Source organism: Pseudomonas sp. GL-B-19 (assembly GCF_019956415.1).
Taxonomy (GTDB): domain Bacteria; phylum Pseudomonadota; class Gammaproteobacteria; order Pseudomonadales; family Pseudomonadaceae; genus Aquipseudomonas.
Genome location: NZ_JAHBDK010000016.1, coordinates 77059 through 96902 on the forward strand (window position 1 = coordinate 77059; position 19844 = coordinate 96902).

The window sequence follows — 19844 nt, forward strand, 5'->3', positions numbered from 1 at the left end:
CGCGATGACGATAGCTCAGCCGCTACAAACCTGAAGTATTTACACGACGCCCAAGCCACTGATCCAGCCCGATAAACACAAGAGCAATGAGAATAAACCCCGCCAACAATCCCCCCGCATTCACAAACACCTGTGGATAACCCAACTTGTCGACATCCACAAACGGATAGGGATAAACCGCCAGCACATGCCCGCGCCATAACACAAACGCGAAGTACACCAGCGGATAAATGACCCACAGACCAATGTGCCGCAGCCGTAACGTGCCTTTGGGCACACACACCCACCAATACGCCAGAAACAGCAGCGGCGTGATGTCGTGCATCAGTTCATCAGCCAGAAACTGCCAGCCTTCGGGATGCCATAAATGTCGCAACAAAACGCTGTACGCCAACCCCACCACGGCGATGCTCACGGCTATCGCGCTACTGACCCACGGCTGTAAAAACCAGCGTCGCATCGCTGACTCGCGGGACGTCCACTCACAGGTCAATACCGTCGCCACCAGCGTGTTACTCAGCACCGTGAAGTAGCTGAAAAAGCTCACCAGCCCACCTATCAGACTGGCTTCCAGACTCCAGCGCGAATAGAGAATCAGGTACAGCTGAATGGCCAGTCCCATCCAGCCCAGTAGCGCCGCAACGGCAACAAAACGACGCCTCGCAGCCGAACCCGACATGCTCAGACCGGTCGCTTGGTGCGCATCAATTTGATGTACAAGCGCTCGACCTTTTCCCGGGCCCACGGGGTTTTACGCAGGAACGTCAGGCTCGACTTGATGCTCGGGTCGCTCTTGAAGCAGCGGATATCAATGCGCTCGGCCAGCCCCGACCATTCGTAATGTTCAACCAGGGCGTTGAGGATCTGCTCCAGCGTCACGCCATGCAGCGGGTTGTTGTTCTGTTCGGTCATGCAGGGCCTTCGAGCGATGTAAGGAGTGGGAAGCCGCGCACCTTAGCCGAGGGTGTGATCGGGTGGAAGCGCTCTGTGCGCTATCTCTTACTGTAGGTGACCTTGATAAGACTGCCGCCCGACACTGTTACCGAATCTGAAATGATCCATGTCAGTAAAAGCCCTTTCTCTATTTGTAACAGAACATTATCCTTGCGCCCGCCAAGCTGAAACGCTTCCGCACACTGCTTTACGCCTGCTGCAATCCGTTTATTTCCTGGAAAAAGACCCCGAATTTCTTCTCTATGCCTTATTTTCAAACTTCGCGAGACAGCGCTGTCTGCACGACTATTACCAGCCGAAAAGCCCTGAACCTGATCGGTGGGCTCACCGCGGTGGGCCTTGCCACCTGCACCCAGGCGGCTCCCGCCTTCGATAGCGATTCACCATGGATGCTCGGCGACTGGAACGGTACTCGCACCGAACTTTCGGAAAAAGGCTACGACTTCAACGTCGATTACACCGGCGAAACGGGCAGCAATCTGCACGGCGGCTACGACCATGACCGCAACGCGCGTTACAGCGACCAGTTCGCCTTCGGCACGCACCTGGACTTGCAGAAAATCCTCGGCTGGGACGACGCCGAATTTCAGCTGACCCTCACCGAGCGCAATGGCAATAACATCAGCAACGACCGGATCAACGATCCGCGTGTGGGCGGCTTTACCTCGGCTCAGGAAGTCTGGGGGCGCGGGCAGACCTGGCGCCTGACGCAGATGTGGTATCAGCAGAAATTCTTCGATCAGCAACTCGACATCAAGGTCGGTCGCTTCGGTGAAGGCGAAGACTTCAACAGCTTCCCCTGCGACTTCCAGAACCTGGCGTTCTGCGGCTCGCAAGTCGGCAACTGGGTCGGTGGCATCTGGTACAACTGGCCCGTCAGCCAGTGGGCGATGCGCGTCAAATATCACCTCACGCCGCAGTTGTTTGCGCAGGTCGGCGCCTATGAGCAAAACCCATCGAACCTGGATCGCGGCAACGGCTTCAAGCTCAGCGGCAGCGGCACCCAAGGCGCGATTTTGCCGGTGGAACTGGTGTGGTCGCCGAAGGTTCATGACCTGCCGGGCGAATACCGCGTCGGCTATTACTACAGCAGCGCCAATGCCACCGATGTCTACAAGGACAGCAATGGCCAGCCTGCCGCCCTGAGTGGCGAGGCGTATCGCAGTGCATCGAGCAAGCACGGCGAGTGGCTCGTTATTCAGCAGCAAGTGACCAGCATCGCCAGCGATCACTCCCGTGGTTTGAACGTGTTTGCCAACGCCACGATGCACGACAAGAAGACCAATGCCATCGACAACTACGTCCAGGCCGGTGTGGTCTACAAAGGCTGGTTCGATGCACGTGCCAAAGACGACATCGGCTTCGCCCTGGCCCGGGTCCACGTCAACCCGGCCTATCGCAAAAACGCCGAAGCGACCAATCAAGCGCGCGCCGTTGATAACTACGACGACCCGTCGTTCCTGCCGCCGCAGGACACCGAATACAGCGCCGAACTCTATTACGGCGTGCACGTCACGAACTGGCTCACCGTACGCCCGAACCTGCAATACATCCGCCACCCCGGTGGCGTGGACCAGGTCGATGACGCACTGATTGGCGGGATCAAAATCCAGTCGTCGTTCTAACCGACACCACAAAACCTGTAGGAGCTGGCTTGCCAGCGAAGAGGGGGTGTCAGTCGCCATCTATGCCAACTGATACGCCCTCTTCGCTGGCAAGCCAGCTCCTACAAGGATTGCAGTTTTTATATGAACCATGCCCACGCCAGATCGTCATCTACAGTGAACTTGCGCGGGACTACTTGAAACGTCACGGAGAACCACACTATGAGCACTGATGGTGCTTTGAGTCGAAGCCGTCTATTGCCGACCCTGCTCGGCATTCTGCTTCTGCTAATGGGCCTGGCCATGCTGGCAGGCGGGATCAAGCTGAGCATGCTCGGCGGCTCGCTGTATTACCTGCTGGCCGGTATCGGCCTGGCGCTGACCGGCGTGCTGCTGATGCTCGCCCGCCGAGCCGCCTTGGGCCTGTACGCACTGGTGCTGTTCGCCAGCACCGTTTGGGCCTTGTGGGAAGTCGGTCTCGATTGGTGGCAACTGGTTCCGCGCCTGGCGATGTTGTTTGTCCTCGGTTTCGTGATGCTGCTGCCGTGGTTCCGCCGTCCACTGTTGCTCAACGGCCCTGCGCCAATGGGCACCGGCGGCCTGACCGTGGCTGTGGTTCTGGCCGGCGTCACCGCACTGGCCAGCCTGTTCACCCACCCGGGGGAAACGTTCGGCGAACTGGGCCGCGACACTGCAGACACCACCAGCACCGCGCCGCAAATGCCGGATGGCGACTGGCAGGCTTATGGCCGCACCGAGTTCGGTGACCGTTACTCGCCACTCAAGCAGATCACCCCGGCCAACGTCGGCAAGCTGCAAGAAGCCTGGCGCATCCAGACCGGCGACCTGCCGACCGCGGATGACCCGGTCGAGTTGACCAACGAAAACACCCCGCTCAAAGCCAACGGCATGATCTACGCCTGCACCGCGCACAGCAAAGTGTTGGCACTGGATCCGGACACCGGCAAGGAACTGTGGCGCTTCGATCCACAGATCAAGAGCCCGGTCGGCTTCAAGGGCTTCGCCCACATGACCTGCCGTGGCGTGTCGTACTACGACGAAGCTGCGTACGCCAAGTCTGAAAACGCCGCTTCCGCCGTCATCTCCGAAGCCGGCAAAGCCGTTGCCCAGGCCTGCCCGCGTCGTCTGTACCTGCCAACCGCCGATGCCCGCCTGATCGCGTTGAACGCCGACACCGGCAAGATCTGCGAAGGCTTCGGCAAAAACGGTGTGGTTGACCTGACCCAAGGCATCGGCCCGTTTACTGCCGGTGGCTACTACTCCACTTCGCCGGCCGCGATTACCCGTGATCTGGTGATCATGGGCGGTCACGTTACCGACAACGAATCGACCAACGAGCCATCGGGCGTGATCCGCGCCTTCGACGTGCGCGACGGCCACCTCGTATGGAACTGGGACAGCGACAAGCCAGACGCCACCGAGCCATTGGCCCCGGGCGAAACCTACAGCCGCAACTCGGCGAACATGTGGTCGCTGGCCAGCGTCGACGAAAAACTCGGCATGGTTTACCTGCCACTGGGCAACCAGACCCCAGACCAATGGGGCGCCGACCGCACCCCAGGCGCCGAGAAATTCAGCGCCGGCGTTGTGGCTCTGGACCTGGCCACCGGTAAAGTACGCTGGAACTACCAGTTCACCCACCACGACCTGTGGGACATGGACGTTGGCAGCCAGCCAACCCTGCTCGACATGAAAACCGCCGACGGCGTCAAACCTGCGCTGATCGCCCCGACCAAACAGGGCAGCCTGTACGTCCTCGACCGTCGTGACGGCACACCGATCATCCCGATCAAGGAAATCCCGGTTCCGCAAGGCGCCGTGAAAGGCGACCACACCGCCCCGACCCAGGCCCGTTCGGACCTCAACCTGCTGGCCCCGGAACTGACCGAAAAAGCCATGTGGGGCGCGAGCCCGTTCGACCAGATGCTGTGCCGCATCCAGTTCAAGGAACTGCGTTATGAGGGCCAGTACACCCCGCCATCGGAGCAGGGCAGCCTGATCTACCCGGGTAACGTTGGCGTGTTCAACTGGGGCGGCGTCTCGGTCGACCCGGTTCGCCAGATCCTGTTCACCAGCCCGAACTACATGGCCTTCGTCTCGAAAATGGTGCCACGCGCAGAAGTCGCTGCCGGCAGCAAACGCGAGAGCGAAACCGCTGGCGTGCAACCGAACACCGGCGCGCCATACGCCGTGATCATGCACCCGTTCATGTCGCCCTTCGGCGTACCGTGCCAGGCCCCGGCCTGGGGCTACGTCGCCGGTATCGACCTGACCACCGGCAAAGTCGTGTGGAAACGCAAAAACGGCACCAGCCGCGACAGCTCGCCGATCCCGATCGGCTTCACCCTCGGCGTGCCGAGCATGGGCGGCTCGATGGTAACGGCTGGCGGCGTCGGCTTCCTCAGCGGCACCCTCGACCAGTACCTGCGAGCGTACGACGTGAACTCTGGTAAAGAGTTGTGGAAATCGCGCCTGCCAGCGGGTGGCCAAGCCACACCGATGACCTATACGGGCAAGGACGGCAAGCAATACGTTCTGTTGGTTGTGGGTGGTCACGGTTCGCTGGGCACCAAGATGGGTGACTATGTGATTGCGTACAAACTGCCGGAATAGGTTTTAGCGGCGGTTAATGGAAAGGCGACTCCTGCGAGGGGGTCGCCTTTTTTTGTGGTCGCGATTTTTGTCACCCCACTGATCAAATTGTAGGAGTGAGCCTGCTCGCGATGACGGTGTGTCAGGCACATTGATGTTGAATGTTAAACAGCCATCGCGAGCAGGCTCACTCCTACAATTTGACCGGGGGAGGTCTGGAAAATCTGTGGAGGTCCTACAGCCGGGGCGATTTTCGAGGAGGATTCCGACAGGTTGTGTCGGTTGTTGTGTCGGAAGCCATGGGGATAGGCTTTGCCCGTCGCTGCAAATTCAGCGACCGGGCATCGCGGCCCGAGTTAGCTTACTTGGTGCATAATCACCGCCCTCAACCGACTCTCACTCGTAGTTTGTCGATTGGTTTTATGGTGGCTGTGCGCGGGATACCTTCGGGTATGCCGGGTTTCCAAGTAGCTCCGGTCCGCGAACCCGCGCACAGCTGCCACCTTCCATCGCTTCGCGGCGATTAGTGGCAGCTCCATTACTTACTTGGAGCTTCACCATGATCAAAGAAACACCAAATCCCCCCGAAACCGACGACGTTTCCCCCTACGAATCCGTCGATTCCAAAAAACTCAACGAAGCCGCCGAGCGCGCGCTGAATCACTACCTCAATCCCGCTGCGCTGAAATCACCGCCCACCCGCAAACCCAGCACGATGTTTATGATTGCACCGGACCTCAAAGACAAAGACCTGTTGGCCCATACCTGTGAGTCCCTGGCCCAGGCCAGTGTGATGACCAGCGATTTTGCCGGCTATCTGGAGGGCCCGCATCGCAACACCGCGATGGCAATCCAGCAAATCGTCATGCTCGCCGAGTTGGCGGCGAACCGGATGCTCGACAACCTCGAACTACCCAAAACCGCGCCACACCGCTAATCCCCCAGCAGAAGCCAATCCCCTGTTGGAGCGGATCCGTCCGCCAGAGATTGGTCGGCTGTCAGGGCGCCTTCGCAGGCAAGCCTCACCTTTTTTGTGGCCGCCATATTCGCCACACCACTGAACAAATGTGGGAGCGGCGGTGCGACGATTCGACTTGCTCGCGAAAGCGGTGTGCCAGCCAGCATTCATGTTGAATGTTAAACAGCCTTCGCGGGCAGGCCCGCTCCCACATTTCGATTGAGATCAGTCTGAAAATTTTGCGCTGATCCTACAGCCGTGGCGGTTTTTGGGGAGGATTCCGACAGGTACTGTCGGTTGTCGTGTCGGAAGGCCGGGAGATAGGCTTTGCCCGTCGCTGCAAATTCAGCGACCGGGTTTGGTCGCCCAGGTTTAGAATGGCGCACTTTTCGTGCTTGCTTCATGGCGAGCTGTGCGTGGGAGGGCTTCGGCCCTGCCGGGTTCCATTCCCTGGTCGACCAACCTGCGTACGGTTCGCCACCCAACTGCTTGGTCGCAGTCGTGGCGAACTCCCTATCTTCGAATGGAGCTTCACCATGATCAAAGAAACACCGAATCCCCCCGAAACCGACGACGTTTCCCCCTACGAATCCGTCGATTCCAAAAAACTCAACGAAGCCGCCGAGCGCGCGCTGAATCACTACCTCAATCCCGCTGCGCTCAAATCACCGCCCACCCGCAAACCCAGCACGATGTTCATGCTCGCACCAGATCTCAAAGACGAAGACCTGTTGGCCCACACCTGTGAGTCCCTGGCCCAGGCCAGTGTGATGGCCAGCGATTTTGCCGGCTATTTGGAAGGCCCGCATCGCAACACCGCGATGGCAATCCAGCAAATCGTCATGCTCGCCGAGTTGGCGGCGAACCGGATGCTCGACAACCTCGAACTACCCAAAACCGCGCCACACCGCTAATCCCCCTGATGGACCAAATCCCTTGTGGGAGTGAGCCTGCTCGCGATAGCGGTGTGTCAGTCGACATCAACACTGAATGTCATACCGCATTCGCGAGCAGGCTCGCTCCCACAATTGGATCGTGTCCGTCCGCCAGAGATTGGTCGGCTTTCAGGCCGCCTTCGCTGGCAAGCCAGCTCCTACAGTAGATCGGCGTACCGCCTTTGCTCTTCACCACTCATCAGGCCGAGCGTTAGCTCGCCTGCAGCTTTTGATCTTGATCCACCCGCCCCTTCGGGAGGCTGAGTGGAGGTGTTCATCCGGGGAGTGGCGCGTAGCGCCGTTCGACGCAGTCGAACACGCTGCATGTAGGTCGAAGCGAAGCCGACCGGAGGGCAGTGTCCCCGGATGGATACCGGAGCGAAGGAACGCCGAGCCTTAGCGAGGGGCCGGACGCTCGGGGCGAGCCTTTTTTTGCTTACTTTTTTTTGGCGTTTGAAAAAAAAGTGAGGCGCCGTAAGGGCGAAACCCTAAGTGGCCGTTACCGCAGAAACGGATATATACACCAAAACCAACAACATGGTCGGCCCGTAGGCCGCCAAGTCAAAAGCACCTGTCCAAACCCTGAACACACACTCTGAAATATCCCGAACCATTGAAACCACCCCCCACCTGCCCCATCTAACACCCATACCCAATGCGCAGGTGCCCCATGAGCGACCAGCAAGAATTCCCCGAAGACCCAAACGAGTACGACGAAGCCGAGCAAATCGAACACCACACCACCGGCAAAGGCCTCGCCCTGCCCGGCCAGAACCTGCCGGACAAGGTCTACATCATCCCGATCCACAACCGCCCGTTCTTCCCGGCCCAAGTGCTGCCGGTCATCGTCAATGAAGAACCGTGGGCCGAGACACTGGACCTGGTCAGCAAAGCCGATCACCACTCCCTGGCCCTGTTCTACATGGACGCCCCCCAGGAAGACCCGCGCCACTTCAACACCAGCGCACTGCCGGAGTACGGCACGCTGGTCAAGGTGCACCACGCCAGTCGTGAAAACGGCAAACTGCAATTCGTCGCCCAGGGCCTGACCCGGGTGCGCATCAAAACCTGGCTCAAGCACCACCGCCCGCCGTACCTGGTGGAAGTCGAATACCCGCACCAGCCGACCGAGCCGACCGACGAGGTCAAGGCTTACGGCATGGCGCTGATCAACGCGATCAAGGAACTGCTGCCGCTCAACCCGCTGTACAGCGAAGAGCTGAAAAACTACCTCAACCGCTTCAGCCCCAACGATCCGTCGCCGCTGACCGATTTCGCCGCCGCCCTGACCTCGGCCACCGGCAGCGAGCTGCAAGAAGTGCTCGACTGTGTGCCGATGCTCAAGCGCATGGAAAAAGTCCTGCCGATGCTGCGCAAGGAAGTCGAAGTCGCACGCCTGCAAAAAGAGATTTCCGCGGAAGTTAATCGCAAGATCGGCGAGCATCAGCGTGAATTCTTCCTCAAGGAACAACTCAAGGTCATTCAGCAGGAGCTGGGCCTGACCAAGGACGACCGCAGCGCCGACATTGAGCAGTTCGAGCAACGCCTGACCGGCAAAGTGCTCTCTGCGCAGGCGCAGAAACGCATCGAAGAGGAAATGAACAAGCTGTCGATCCTGGAAACCGGCTCGCCCGAGTACGCGGTCACCCGCAACTACCTCGACTGGGCAACCTCGGTGCCGTGGGGCGTGTACGGCGAGGACAAACTCGACCTCAAACACGCGCGCAAGGTGCTGGACAAACACCACGCCGGCCTCGACGACATCAAGGACCGCATCCTCGAATTCCTCGCTGTCGGCGCTTACAAAGGCGAGATCAGCGGCTCCATCGTGCTGCTGGTCGGCCCGCCGGGCGTGGGTAAAACCAGCGTCGGCAAGTCCATCGCCGAATCCCTTGGCCGGCCTTTCTACCGCTTCAGCCTCGGCGGCATGCGAGACGAAGCCGAGATCAAGGGCCATCGCCGCACGTACATCGGCGCGCAACCGGGGAAACTGGTGCAGGCGTTGAAAGACGTCGAAGTGATGAACCCGGTGATCATGCTCGACGAGATCGACAAGATGGGCCAAAGCTACCAGGGCGATCCAGCCTCGGCGCTGCTGGAAACGCTGGACCCGGAACAGAACGTCGAATTCCTCGACCACTACCTGGACCTGCGTCTGGACCTGTCGAAAGTGCTGTTCGTGTGCACCGCCAACACCCTGGACTCAATCCCCGGCCCGTTGCTGGACCGCATGGAAGTGATTCGCCTGTCGGGTTACATCACCGAAGAAAAAATCGCCATCGCCAAACGCCACCTGTGGCCCAAGCAACTGGAAAAGGCCGGCGTGTCCAAAGGCAGCCTGAGCATCAGCGACAGCGCCCTCAAAGCCTTGATCGACGGGTACGCCCGTGAAGCCGGGGTTCGCCAGTTGGAAAAACAACTGGGAAAACTGGTGCGCAAAGCCGTGGTGAAGTTGATCGACGAACCGAAAGCGGTTATCAAACTCGGGCCCAAAGACCTCGAAGCCTCACTCGGTCACCCGGTGTTCCGTAACGAGCAAGTGCTGTCCGGCACTGGCGTAATCACCGGTCTGGCCTGGACCAGCATGGGCGGCGCGACCTTGCCGATTGAAGCCACGCGGATCCATACGCTGAACCGTGGCTTCAAACTCACCGGGCAGCTGGGCGACGTGATGAAAGAGTCGGCGGAAATCGCCTACAGCTACGTCAGCTCCAACCTGAAGTCGTTTGGCGGTGATCCGAAGTTCTTCGACGAGGCTTTCGTCCACCTGCACGTCCCGGAAGGCGCCACCCCGAAAGACGGCCCGAGCGCCGGCGTGACCATGGCCAGCGCCCTGCTCTCGCTCGCGCGTAACCAGCCGCCGAAAAAAGGCGTGGCCATGACCGGCGAACTGACGCTGACCGGGCATGTCCTGCCGATTGGCGGGGTGCGCGAGAAGGTGATTGCAGCGCGGCGGCAGAAGATTTTCGAGTTGATTTTGCCGGAGCCTAACCGTGGCAGCTTTGAAGAACTGCCGGACTATCTGAAGGAAGGGATCACCGTGCATTTCGCCAAGCGTTTTGCGGATGTGGCGAAGATATTGTTCTGACCTGACTAATACGCTGCCAATCTCGATTGGCAGCGTTCGCTTTATGCTTTAAATAACGCCCCCCTATAGAGAAACGATATTGAACACTGTTATTTATGACAGTGGACGCTGCCGTCAACACTTCCCTAGATTAACCGGACTAGACATTCACAATTCTAAATCCGGAGCAGGCAATGAAAAACCCACCCGTTCAACAGGCGGCCACTGGCCTTTGGCACTTGGACATCAACAATGAAATTGTTCTAGCCAGCAAACTGTATGGAACCATCTACGGCAACGTTGTCATGCTGCAAGGCTCACACTGGCAGGGCGATACCGGTTTTGATTTTACGATAGATATTGTGGATGGCATTCCGGGTAACGGACAACAGGATTTGCCTGCGAATGGACGCTACAACTACCCACTGGAGAAAGAACGCATCAAAATTGGTTATCACGGCAGGAAAGACAATCAATACTTTGACGCCACCCCACAAGACGGCGAGATAACGATATGTCTCGATCCGATAAAAAAACTTTATTACGGCCACCTGAATATTAGATTTTTGGTCGATCAAGAATCGTTACTTATTAAAAGCTTTTTCGGTATTCAAATTCCCTGACAAGTTAAAAAATGGCTGAACCTGCCGACGACCAAGGCAAGTCGTCGGTGCGACTTTTGACGCTGTGCCAATTAGCATCCGAAGCCACTTGAGTTATGCTCACCGTTCGTCGTGAACGCCGGAGCCACTGACCCCATGTCCCCCACCCGCCTGTTTGTTCTCTTCGCCCTGTCCTTGCTGGCCGCCTGCGCCACGCAACCGAAACAGAACGTGACCGTGGTAAAACAAAGCCAATGCCCGGTGAAATTGAACAGCGGACAAAACCTGATCCTGACCCTGCCTAGCAACCCGTCGACGGGTTACCGCTGGGCGATTCAGGATTCGGCCGGTGGTGTGCTGCATGCGCTCAGCCCCGAGGTGTATAGCAACCCGGAAGACGCCGGAATCGTCGGCAGCGCCGGCCTCTCGACCTGGCGCTTTCAGGCGTTCACCGCCGGCACCGGGCGCTTGCGCCTGACATCACAACAACCCTGGGCCCCGGAGGTATTACCGGTGGAAACTTTCGATTGCGCGATCTCGGTTAACTGATCGTGGGCTGGCTCATTCTGGCGCTGATGGGCGCGGTGACCTTTCTGTATGGCGTGAGCATGCATGCAACGTTGCTCTGCCTGCTGGTCAAACCGATGCCAGTGCTGGCCTTGCTCGGTTGGCTGCATGACGCGCCGCCCGGCGACTATCGCCGCTGGATCAGCCTTGGCCTGATTTTCTCGCTGCTCGGCGATGTGTTGCTGGCATGGCCGGGGGATTTGTTTGTGTTTGGCCTTGGCGCGTTTCTGGTCGCGCATCTGGCTTATCTCAAAGCCTATTTGAGCGATTGCCGGCGTTTGGCGGTGTTGCCATTGGTGATTGCGTTGGGTGTCGGCGCTGTGTTGTTGGGGATTTTGATCTCTCACGGCCTCGGTCCATTGCTGATCCCGGTGATTGTTTACGGCTTGGCCATCAGTGCCATGCTCTGGCGGGCACTGGCTCGGCTGGGCACTGAAGTCCCCAAACGCTCGGCGCTGCTGGCTGCGGCAGGTGCGGTGGCGTTTGTGTTTTCCGACAGCGTGATTGGCATCAGCCGTTTTGTCGCACCATTCGACGCAGCGCCCTATGTGATCATCCTCAGTTATTGGCTGGGGCAATGGGGGATTACGGCATCAGCGTTTTCCCAAAGGGTGCGCTGATTTCTTTGCCTGGCTGATTTTTGCAGATTAATTTTATGCGTATAGAAATCTTTAACTAGAGCGAAACAGCATAAAAACCTGTCAGATCTGACAGTAGCCTACATAGCAAAGCGTGTCTTACTCTTCAAGTGCGTAAATCTACTACTCACTTGAATGGAAGTATCAGTATGAGCGATATAGAAAAGAGCGCATTGGATTTGGAGGTGTATGTCAGCGCCGAAACGAAACTAGCAATTCCAGATCGGGTAGAATTTAAAAGTCAGGCCACGCAATACCTCTCTGACGGTCAAAAAACCATCCTGATAACCCGCGCAAACTTTGAAAGCATTCAAAACAGAAAACTCCTATGGATTGAGTTCAAAGACGAGATCAAAGATGGAACCTACTTGATCGGTGCAAGCGACTCACCTTTTTTTAAAATCCAGTATACCGAGTACTCTTCAGTATCCGGCTTAACTCACGGAATCGACTACCCTGCCATTTCAGGCTCTGTAACAGCTACTGTCACCAAAAAAGTTAATCATTTAAGCTACAACTTTACGTTAGACCTGACTGTAAAAAACAAATACGACGAAAAACTTACGCTTAAAGGGCATTCCAACTCCAAGGTTATCGTTTATTCGCTGTAAGAATACGTTATTCACCCCTGAACGGCTGACTCCAAAATGTCGGAGTCAACCGTTCTGAACCTGACATGCCTCCCTGCCTTCAATTTCTCAGTGCGGGCGATATCGTTTTCCCATGGTCAACGACACGCTTTATCAGACAACCCGCGCATCCCCCCGTCAATTTGGCTAAAATGCCGGCCTTTTCCACCAACGCCGCTGGAACCGCCGTGAGCAAAGAACCCGATCGCCTTTTCGCCCAGCCTTTGGCCCAGGTGCCTGACTTCGCCTTTAACGAGGACGTGGTGCGGGTGTTCCCGGACATGATCAAGCGCTCGGTGCCGGGTTATCCGACCATCGTGGAAAACCTCGGCGTGCTCGCCGCGCAATTCGCCCAGCCCAACAGCGTGCTCTACGACCTCGGTTCGTCGTTGGGCGCCGTGACCCAGGCCTTGCGCCGTCACGTGCGCACCGACGGTTGCCGCGTCATCGCTGTGGATAACTCGGCGGCGATGGTCGAACGCTGCCGCGAATACCTCAACGGTCAGGACTCGATGTTCCAGGAGTTGCTGCCGGTGGAGGTGATCGAAGGCGACATCCTCGCCCTCGACTTCCAGCCAGCCTCGGTGGTGGCGCTGAACTTCACCCTGCAATTCATCGCCCCGGACCAGCGCACGGCGTTGCTCTCGCGCATCCGCCAGTCGCTGTTGCCCGGTGGCGCGCTGATTCTGTCGGAGAAGCTGCGCTTCAACGACCTCGAAGAACACGCGCTGCTCACCGACCTGCACGTCGCCTTCAAACGCGCCAACGGCTACAGCGAACTGGAAATCGCCCAGAAGCGCAGCGCCATCGAAAATGTCATGAAGCCCGACAGCCTCGAAGAACACCGCGAACGCCTGTTGGCCGCCGGGTTCTCGAAAGTCGTGCCGTGGTTCCAGTGTCTTAACTTTGCCTCGTTGATTGCCTTGCCATGATTGATCTGTCCCCCCTCGCCCGCCGTCTGGCCGGTACACCGCTGGCCGACTGGGCCAACACTCTGCAAGCGCAACTCGACAAGAAAATGGAGAAAGGTCACGGCGACCTTGAGCGCTGGCAAAGTGCGCTGGATGCATTGCCGAAGATTCAGCCGAGCGACGTCGACTTGCTCAATGGCCTGATGCTGGACACCGAGTGCGACGACGAAACCCGCGCGCAGATGCGTACCGCGCTGATGGGTTTGTCGCCATGGCGCAAAGGGCCGTTTGATCTGTTTGGTGTACATGTCGACACCGAATGGCGTTCGGACTGGAAATGGTCGCGCGTCGCCCCGCACCTGGATCTGAAGGGCAAACGCATCCTCGATGTCGGTTGCGGCAATGGCTATTACATGTGGCGCATGCTCGGTGCCGGGGCCGACAGCGTGATCGGCGTTGACCCAAACTGGTTGTTTTTCTGCCAGTTCCAGGCGGTGCAGCGTTACCTGTCCGAACCTAATGCCTGGCACCTGCCATTCCCATTCGAAGACCTGCCGCCGGAGCTGGAAGGCTTTGATACGGTGTTTTCCATGGGCGTGTTCTATCACCGTCGTTCGCCGATCGAGCATTTGCTGGCGCTGAAAGATTGCCTGGTCAAAGGTGGCGAGTTGGTGCTGGAGACGCTGGTGATCGAGGGCGATCAACAACAGGTGCTGGTGCCGGAAGACCGTTACGCGCAGATGCGCAACGTGTGGTTCCTGCCGTCGGTGCCGGCGCTGGAGCTGTGGTTGCGGCGTGCCGGGTTTACGGATGTGCGCTGCGTTGACGTGAGCGTGACCACGGTCGAAGAACAGCACGGGACGGAGTGGATGAAATATCAATCGTTGAGTGACTTCCTTGATCCGGACGATCACAGCAAGACGATTGAAGGACTGCCGGCGCCGATGCGTGCGGTGATTGTTGCCCGTAAGTAAATCTATCAAACACCGCATAACCCTGTAGGAGTGAGCCTGCTCGCGATAGCGGTCTGACAGTCAATATTGATGTGACTGTCAGACCGCTATCGCGAGCAGGCTCACTCCTACATTGGGCATTGTGTTTATTCAGTGGGTTTTGCGCGTCTCGCCTTGAAGAACTCGCTGAGCACTGCCCCGCATTCTTCCGCCAACACCCCGCCTTCAAACAACACCCGGTGATTCAAAAAGCCCTGGGTGAAGAACTGCCCCTGACTCTGCACAATCCCGGCCTTGGGCTCCAGCGCGCCATACACCACCCGCGCAATCCGCGAATGCACGATCAAACCTGCGCACATGCTGCACGGCTCCAGTGTCACGTACAGCGTGCTGCCCGGCAGGCGATAGTTGCTCACGGCCAAGGACGCGGCGCGAATCGCGACCATCTCGGCATGCGCACTCGGATCGTTGCCGCTGATCGGGCAATTGAAGCCGCGACCAATGATTTCACCGTCCTGCACCAGCACCGCGCCCACCGGCACTTCGCCAAGCGCGGCACCTTGAGCCGCCAAGGCCAGGGCTTCACGCATGAAGTCGCGATCACGGCTGCGGTCGATGATGGCGGTTGGACGAATCTGACGCATCACGCCACCTCGATGGCGGCCATCAGGCCGGTTTCCATGTGATCGATCACATGGCAATGGAACATCCAGATGCCCGGGTTATCCGCCACCAGCGCCACTTGCGCACGCTCGTTCTTGCCCAACAGATACGTGTCGGTGAAGTACGGAATGACCTTGTGCCGGTTCGAGGCGATGACCTTGAAACTCATGCCATGCAGGTGAATTGGGTGTTGATACTGAGTCATGTTCTTCAATTCGAAAATGTAGCTCTTGCCCTTCTCAAGCTTGGCAATCGGCCGGTCTGCGCAGGTCTTGTCCGTGATGTCCCACGCCTTGCCGTTGATTTGCCACAGGCTCGGCGGTTTACCGTTTTCGACGTTGACCGACACAGAACCGACCCACTCGAAATTGAAGTTGAGTTTCTCGGCATTGGCCAGGTCCGGCTCAGCCACCGGGTTGGCGGGCAGCGCAGGCGGCCATTCGGTCAGTGCATCGCTATTTGCCACCGAACGGAACGTACCCAAGCGTACCGGACCGTTGCGCAGGGATAATTCTTCACCGGCCGGCGGTGCCTTGATTGCCAGACAGATACGCATACCCGGGCCGAGCCAGTATTCCTTGCCCAGCGGGCGCGGCTCGATGGGGTTGCCGTCCAGTGCGTATATCTGCGCTTCGACGCCAGGAATGTTCAAGCGATAGGTCAACGTGTTATCGAGGTTGAGCAAGCGAACACGAGTGATCTGCCCGGCGGGCAAGTCGATCACCGCTTGCGAGACGCCATTGATGGTCGACAAACGTCCCGCCGTACCGCCGCGCGCGGCTTCGCGAGGAATGCTGAACGCGACGAACGCACCTTCTTCATCGACGTGCCAGCTCTTCAGGCTCAGGGTTTTTTCATACTTGAAACCGGTAGGTTCGCGCTCTTCGATAATAAGCGGGCCAACCAGCCCGCGACCCAGCTCTTCACTGCTGTTTACATGCGGGTGATACCAGTAGCTGCCGGCGTCAGGCACACGGAACTTGTAGTCGAAATACTCACCCGGCAATACCGGCAGTTGCGAGACATACGGCACGCCGTCCATCTCCAGCGGCAGGCGGATGCCGTGCCAGTGAATGGTGGTCGCTACCGGCAGGTGGTTGATAAACCGCACCCGCAACCAGTCGCCCTGACGGGCGCGCAATTCAGTGCCCGGCGCCGACGGGCCAAATGCCCAGGCCTGGGTGGTGTGACCCGCAACCAGCTCGACGTCCAGCGGCGCCGCAATCAACTCATAGTCGTGGCCCGCATCAGCATCGGCCATCTTGCCCAGCCAGTAACGCGACGCGCCACCAGCCCCCACGCCAACCACCACAAGACCGGCCAGACCACCGAGTATTTGTCGACGGGTAAAGGACATGAACTCAACTACCTCACATGAAAGCGGCAGGCCCAGGCCCGCAAAAGGCGAATACGATACACCCGCAGTTGTGAAAGAAACAGCAAAGCGACCGTGACGCGCAGACGCAGGCCTGCGGATTTGCCCCTGTGGATAAAACGCAAAAGGCCGTGTGAACAGTGTTCACACGGCCTTTATTGCAACCTGCGATCAAACCTTCAAGGTTTGCGCGGGATCATTCCCACTCAATCGTCGCCGGCGGCTTGCTCGACACGTCGTAAGTAACGCGGGAGATGCCTTCGATTTCGTTGATGATGCGGCCGCTGACGGTTTCCAGCAGCTCGTAAGGCAGGTGTGCCCAACGTGCGGTCATGAAGTCGATGGTTTCTACGGCACGCAGGGCAACAACCCAAGCGTAACGACGGCCATCGCCCACCACGCCAACCGATTTCACTGGCTGGAACACCACGAATGCCTGGCTGACCTTGTGGTACCAGTCGGCCTTGCGCAGTTCTTCGATGAAGATGTGGTCGGCACGACGCAGCAGGTCGGCGTATTCCTTCTTCACTTCACCGAGGATGCGCACACCCAGACCCGGGCCCGGGAACGGATGACGGTAGACCATGTCGTACGGCAGGCCCAGTTCGAGGCCCAGACGACGGACTTCGTCCTTGAACAGCTCGCGCAGGGGTTCAACCAGCTTGAGGTTCATTTCTTCCGGCAGGCCACCCACGTTGTGGTGCGACTTGATCACATGAGCCTTGCCGCTTTTGGCGCCAGCCGACTCGATCACGTCCGGGTAGATAGTGCCTTGAGCGAGGTACTTGATGTTGTCCAGTTTGTTGGACTGGGCATCAAACACGTCGATGAAGGTACGGCCGATGATCTTGCGTTTCTTCTCCGGATCGGACTCGCCGGCCAGGTTGTCCAGGAACTGATCTTCAGCGTTGGCGCGGATCACTTTGACGCCCATGTTCTCGGCGAACATGGCCATCACTTGCTCGCCTTCGTGCAGACGCAGCAGGCCGTTGTCGACGAATACGCAGGTCAGTTGGTCGCCGATGGCTTTGTGCAGCAGCGCGGCAACCACCGAGGAATCCACACCACCGGACAGGCCGAGTAGTACGTTGTCGCTGCCGACCTGGGCGCGAATGTTGGCAATGGCGTCTTCAGCAATCTTCGAAGGCGTCCACAGGGCTTCACAGCCGCAGATGTCGAGGATGAAGCGCGACAGGATGCGTCCACCCTGCTTGGTGTGGGTCACTTCCGGGTGGAACTGCACGCCGTAGTAACCGCGAGCGTCGTCGAACATGCCGGCAATCGGGCAGCTCGGGGTGCTGGCCAGGATGTGGAATTCCTGCGGCATTTTGGTGACTTTGTCACCGTGGCTCATCCACACGTCGAGGCCGAACAGGCCGTCGGCGTCGATGTGGTCTTCGATGCCGTCGAGCAGGCGGCTCTTGCCGACCACGTCAACGCGAGCGTAACCGAACTCACGCAGCTCGGAACCTTCGACCTTGCCACCCAGCTGTTCAGCCATGGTCTGCATGCCGTAGCAGATACCGAAGACCGGTATCCCCAGGTCAAACACCGCTTGCGGGCAGCGCGGGCTGTCGGCGACGTGCACGGACTCGGGGCCGCCGGCGAGAATGACGCCTTTTGGCGCGAATTCGCGAATCGCTTCGTCGTCCATGTCGAACGGATGCAGTTCGCAGTACACGCCGATTTCACGCACGCGGCGAGCGATCAGCTGGGTGTACTGGGAACCGAAGTCGAGGATCAGGATGCGGTGAGCGTGAATGTCGAGGGCCATGAAGTCAGTCTCGTCTATGTAGTTCAGAAACAACTCGGGGCTGAATAAAACAGCCCCGGTTACTTAACTTTTTGCTGGAAGCCTCAACCTACGCGGTAGTTTGGCGCTTCTTTGGTGATTTGTACGTCGTGAACGTGGGACTCGGCCATGCCAGCACCGGTGATCCGCACGAACTCAGGCTTGGTGCGCATTTCTTCGATGTCGGCACTGCCGGTGTAACCCATCGAGGAACGCAGGCCGCCCATCAGCTGATGGATGATGGCGCTCAGGGTGCCCTTGTAAGGAACACGCCCTTCGATGCCTTCCGGAACCAGCTTCTCGGCGCCTGCCGAAGAGTCCTGGAAGTAACGGTCGGAGGAACCTTGAGCCTGGGACATGGCGCCCAGCGAGCCCATGCCACGGTAAGCCTTGTACGAACGACCCTGGAACAGTTCGATCTCGCCCGGCGCTTCTTCAGTACCGGCGAACATCGAGCCCATCATCACGCAGGAAGCACCGGCTACGATGGCCTTGGACAGGTCACCGGAGAAACGGATGCCGCCGTCGGCGATCAACGGAACGCCAGTGCCTTCAAGGGCAGCGGCGACGTTGGCGATGGCACTGATTTGCGGGACGCCGACACCGGCGACGATACGGGTGGTGCAGATCGAGCCAGGGCCGATACCGACCTTGACCGCGTCAGCGCCTGCTTCGGCCAAAGCCAAGGCGGCAGCGCCGGTGGCAATGTTGCCGCCGATGACCTGCACTTCAGGGAAATTCTGTTTGACCCAACGAACGCGGTCGATCACGCCTTTGGAGTGACCGTGTGCGGTGTCGACCACCACCACGTCAACGCCGGCGTTGACCAGGGCAGCGACGCGATCACCGGTGTCTTTACCGGTACCGACGGCAGCGCCCACACGCAGACGACCTTGATCGTCCTTGCTGGCCAGCGGGTAAGCCTTGGCTTTTTCGATGTCGTTGACGGTCATCATGCCTTTGAGGGCAAATTTGTCGTCGACGATCAGTACGCGTTCGATGCGGTGTTTGTGCAACAGCTCGCGAACGTCGTGCTTGTCGGCGCCTTCCTTGACCGTGACCAGACGCTCTTTAGGCGTCATCACTTCACGGACGGAGACGTCCATACGGTTCTCGAAACGCACGTCACGGGAAGTGACGATGCCGACCAGGTCGCCATCGTGCAGTACCGGAACGCCGGAGATGTTGTGCATGCGGGTCAATTCGAACAGTTCACGAACCGTGGCATCAGCCTCGATAGTGATCGGGTCCTTGACCACGCCGGCTTCATAACGCTTGACCTTACGCACTTCGGCAGCTTGCTGCTCGATGGTCATGTTCTTGTGGATAATGCCGATGCCACCTTCCTGAGCCATGGCGATTGCCAGACGGGCTTCAGTAACGGTGTCCATGGCGGCAGAAACCAGAGGAATATTCAGCTCGATGCCACGGGTTAGGCGGGTCTTGAGACTGACTTCGTTAGGAAGCACCTCGGAATAACCAGGCACTAGGAGAATGTCGTCGAATGTCAGAGCTTCTTGGCTGATACGCAGCATCGCGGGGGCTCCCGAGCGGGAAAATGGAAGCGCGCCATTATAGTCAGA

Annotated in this window: 17 protein-coding genes; 11 read left to right on the forward strand and 6 right to left on the reverse strand. The window is 58.6% G+C overall.

Annotated elements, in window-relative coordinates:
• Window positions 1-22 precede the first annotated feature (22 nt).
• Both KGB06_RS04575 and KGB06_RS04580 read right to left on the reverse strand, forming a co-directional pair.
• On the reverse strand, window positions 23-679 hold the full coding sequence (locus KGB06_RS04575) for a Pr6Pr family membrane protein (protein ID WP_223512139.1): 657 nt from the start codon (window positions 677-679) through the stop codon (window positions 23-25).
• A 2-nt stretch (window positions 680-681) separates the two neighbouring features.
• Window positions 682-912 (reverse strand): VF530 family DNA-binding protein, encoded by a 231-nt coding sequence (locus KGB06_RS04580; RefSeq protein WP_162438744.1) that lies wholly within the window; start codon window positions 910-912, stop codon window positions 682-684.
• Window positions 913-1196: 284 nt separating this feature from the next.
• Between KGB06_RS04580 and KGB06_RS04585 the strand changes: the two genes are divergently transcribed.
• The 11 genes from KGB06_RS04585 (at window position 1197) to cmoB (ending at window position 14452) form a co-directional block, all read left to right on the forward strand.
• Window positions 1197-2579 carry a carbohydrate porin gene (locus KGB06_RS04585; RefSeq protein ID WP_223512140.1) on the forward strand — a complete coding sequence of 461 codons (1383 nt, stop codon included), beginning with the start codon at window positions 1197-1199 and terminating at the stop codon, window positions 2577-2579.
• 201 nt (window positions 2580-2780) lie between these two features.
• Entirely contained in the window at window positions 2781-5192 is a 2412-nt protein-coding gene (locus KGB06_RS04590) for a glucose/quinate/shikimate family membrane-bound PQQ-dependent dehydrogenase (RefSeq protein WP_223512141.1), read from the forward strand.
• A 538-nt stretch (window positions 5193-5730) separates the two neighbouring features.
• Complete coding sequence (locus KGB06_RS04595; protein WP_223512143.1) at window positions 5731-6108, forward strand: DUF6124 family protein; 378 nt, start codon at window positions 5731-5733, stop codon at window positions 6106-6108.
• Between the two features lie 557 nt (window positions 6109-6665).
• The gene (locus tag KGB06_RS04600) at window positions 6666-7043 is read left to right on the forward strand and encodes a DUF6124 family protein (RefSeq protein WP_223512145.1); all 378 of its coding nucleotides are present in this window, start codon (window positions 6666-6668) and stop codon (window positions 7041-7043) included.
• 691 nt (window positions 7044-7734) lie between these two features.
• The gene (gene lon / locus KGB06_RS04605; RefSeq protein ID WP_223512148.1) at window positions 7735-10152 is read left to right on the forward strand and encodes an endopeptidase La; all 2418 of its coding nucleotides are present in this window, start codon (window positions 7735-7737) and stop codon (window positions 10150-10152) included.
• Window positions 10153-10325: 173 nt separating this feature from the next.
• On the forward strand, window positions 10326-10754 hold the full coding sequence (locus tag KGB06_RS04610) for a hypothetical protein (protein ID WP_223512149.1): 429 nt from the start codon (window positions 10326-10328) through the stop codon (window positions 10752-10754).
• A gap of 135 nt (window positions 10755-10889) precedes the next feature.
• Window positions 10890-11282 carry a protease inhibitor I42 family protein gene (locus tag KGB06_RS04615; RefSeq protein WP_223512150.1) on the forward strand — a complete coding sequence of 131 codons (393 nt, stop codon included), beginning with the start codon at window positions 10890-10892 and terminating at the stop codon, window positions 11280-11282.
• A 2-nt stretch (window positions 11283-11284) separates the two neighbouring features.
• Window positions 11285-11920, forward strand: a complete 636-nt coding sequence (locus KGB06_RS04620) for a lysoplasmalogenase (protein WP_223512151.1) — start codon at window positions 11285-11287, stop codon at window positions 11918-11920.
• Window positions 11921-12087: 167 nt separating this feature from the next.
• Window positions 12088-12549: a hypothetical protein gene (locus KGB06_RS04625; RefSeq protein ID WP_223512152.1), complete on the forward strand. Its 462-nt coding sequence runs from the start codon at window positions 12088-12090 to the stop codon at window positions 12547-12549.
• A 170-nt stretch (window positions 12550-12719) separates the two neighbouring features.
• A complete protein-coding gene (cmoA, locus tag KGB06_RS04630) occupies window positions 12720-13499 on the forward strand; it encodes a carboxy-S-adenosyl-L-methionine synthase CmoA (protein ID WP_223512153.1) in 780 nt (259 codons plus the stop codon).
• On the forward strand, window positions 13496-14452 hold the full coding sequence (gene cmoB / locus KGB06_RS04635; protein WP_223512155.1) for a tRNA 5-methoxyuridine(34)/uridine 5-oxyacetic acid(34) synthase CmoB: 957 nt from the start codon (window positions 13496-13498) through the stop codon (window positions 14450-14452). The genes cmoA and cmoB overlap by 4 nt, the downstream gene beginning before the upstream one ends.
• 125 nt (window positions 14453-14577) lie before the next feature.
• On the opposite strand, the gene tadA is transcribed toward cmoB, so the two are convergent.
• From tadA to guaB, 4 genes are all read right to left on the reverse strand, one after another.
• Window positions 14578-15075, reverse strand: coding sequence for a tRNA adenosine(34) deaminase TadA (gene tadA, locus KGB06_RS04640; RefSeq protein WP_223512157.1), 498 nt, complete (start codon window positions 15073-15075; stop codon window positions 14578-14580).
• Window positions 15075-16451, reverse strand: coding sequence for a multicopper oxidase family protein (locus tag KGB06_RS04645; RefSeq protein ID WP_223512159.1), 1377 nt, complete (start codon window positions 16449-16451; stop codon window positions 15075-15077). The genes tadA and KGB06_RS04645 overlap by 1 nt, the downstream gene beginning before the upstream one ends.
• 214 nt (window positions 16452-16665) lie before the next feature.
• On the reverse strand, window positions 16666-18243 hold the full coding sequence (gene guaA, locus KGB06_RS04650; protein ID WP_223512161.1) for a glutamine-hydrolyzing GMP synthase: 1578 nt from the start codon (window positions 18241-18243) through the stop codon (window positions 16666-16668).
• Window positions 18244-18326: 83 nt separating this feature from the next.
• Window positions 18327-19796 carry an IMP dehydrogenase gene (gene guaB / locus KGB06_RS04655; protein ID WP_223512163.1) on the reverse strand — a complete coding sequence of 490 codons (1470 nt, stop codon included), beginning with the start codon at window positions 19794-19796 and terminating at the stop codon, window positions 18327-18329.
• Between the last annotated feature and the right edge of the window lie 48 nt (window positions 19797-19844).

Coding starts and splice junctions, on each gene's coding strand:
- tadA (WP_223512157.1), bottom strand. CDS start 15,075: ATGCGTCAGATTCGTCCAACCGCCATCATCGACCGCAGCCGTGATCGC.
- KGB06_RS04625 (WP_223512152.1), top strand. CDS start 12,088: ATGAGCGATATAGAAAAGAGCGCATTGGATTTGGAGGTGTATGTCAGC.
- KGB06_RS04580 (WP_162438744.1), bottom strand. CDS start 912: ATGACCGAACAGAACAACAACCCGCTGCATGGCGTGACGCTGGAGCAG.
- KGB06_RS04645 (WP_223512159.1), bottom strand. CDS start 16,451: ATGTCCTTTACCCGTCGACAAATACTCGGTGGTCTGGCCGGTCTTGTG.
- KGB06_RS04610 (WP_223512149.1), top strand. CDS start 10,326: ATGAAAAACCCACCCGTTCAACAGGCGGCCACTGGCCTTTGGCACTTG.
- KGB06_RS04615 (WP_223512150.1), top strand. CDS start 10,890: ATGTCCCCCACCCGCCTGTTTGTTCTCTTCGCCCTGTCCTTGCTGGCC.
- cmoA (WP_223512153.1), top strand. CDS start 12,720: ATGCCGGCCTTTTCCACCAACGCCGCTGGAACCGCCGTGAGCAAAGAA.
- lon (WP_223512148.1), top strand. CDS start 7,735: ATGAGCGACCAGCAAGAATTCCCCGAAGACCCAAACGAGTACGACGAA.
- KGB06_RS04590 (WP_223512141.1), top strand. CDS start 2,781: ATGAGCACTGATGGTGCTTTGAGTCGAAGCCGTCTATTGCCGACCCTG.
- KGB06_RS04595 (WP_223512143.1), top strand. CDS start 5,731: ATGATCAAAGAAACACCAAATCCCCCCGAAACCGACGACGTTTCCCCC.
- guaB (WP_223512163.1), bottom strand. CDS start 19,796: ATGCTGCGTATCAGCCAAGAAGCTCTGACATTCGACGACATTCTCCTA.
- KGB06_RS04600 (WP_223512145.1), top strand. CDS start 6,666: ATGATCAAAGAAACACCGAATCCCCCCGAAACCGACGACGTTTCCCCC.
- KGB06_RS04585 (WP_223512140.1), top strand. CDS start 1,197: ATGCCTTATTTTCAAACTTCGCGAGACAGCGCTGTCTGCACGACTATT.
- cmoB (WP_223512155.1), top strand. CDS start 13,496: ATGATTGATCTGTCCCCCCTCGCCCGCCGTCTGGCCGGTACACCGCTG.
- KGB06_RS04575 (WP_223512139.1), bottom strand. CDS start 679: ATGTCGGGTTCGGCTGCGAGGCGTCGTTTTGTTGCCGTTGCGGCGCTA.
- guaA (WP_223512161.1), bottom strand. CDS start 18,243: ATGGCCCTCGACATTCACGCTCACCGCATCCTGATCCTCGACTTCGGT.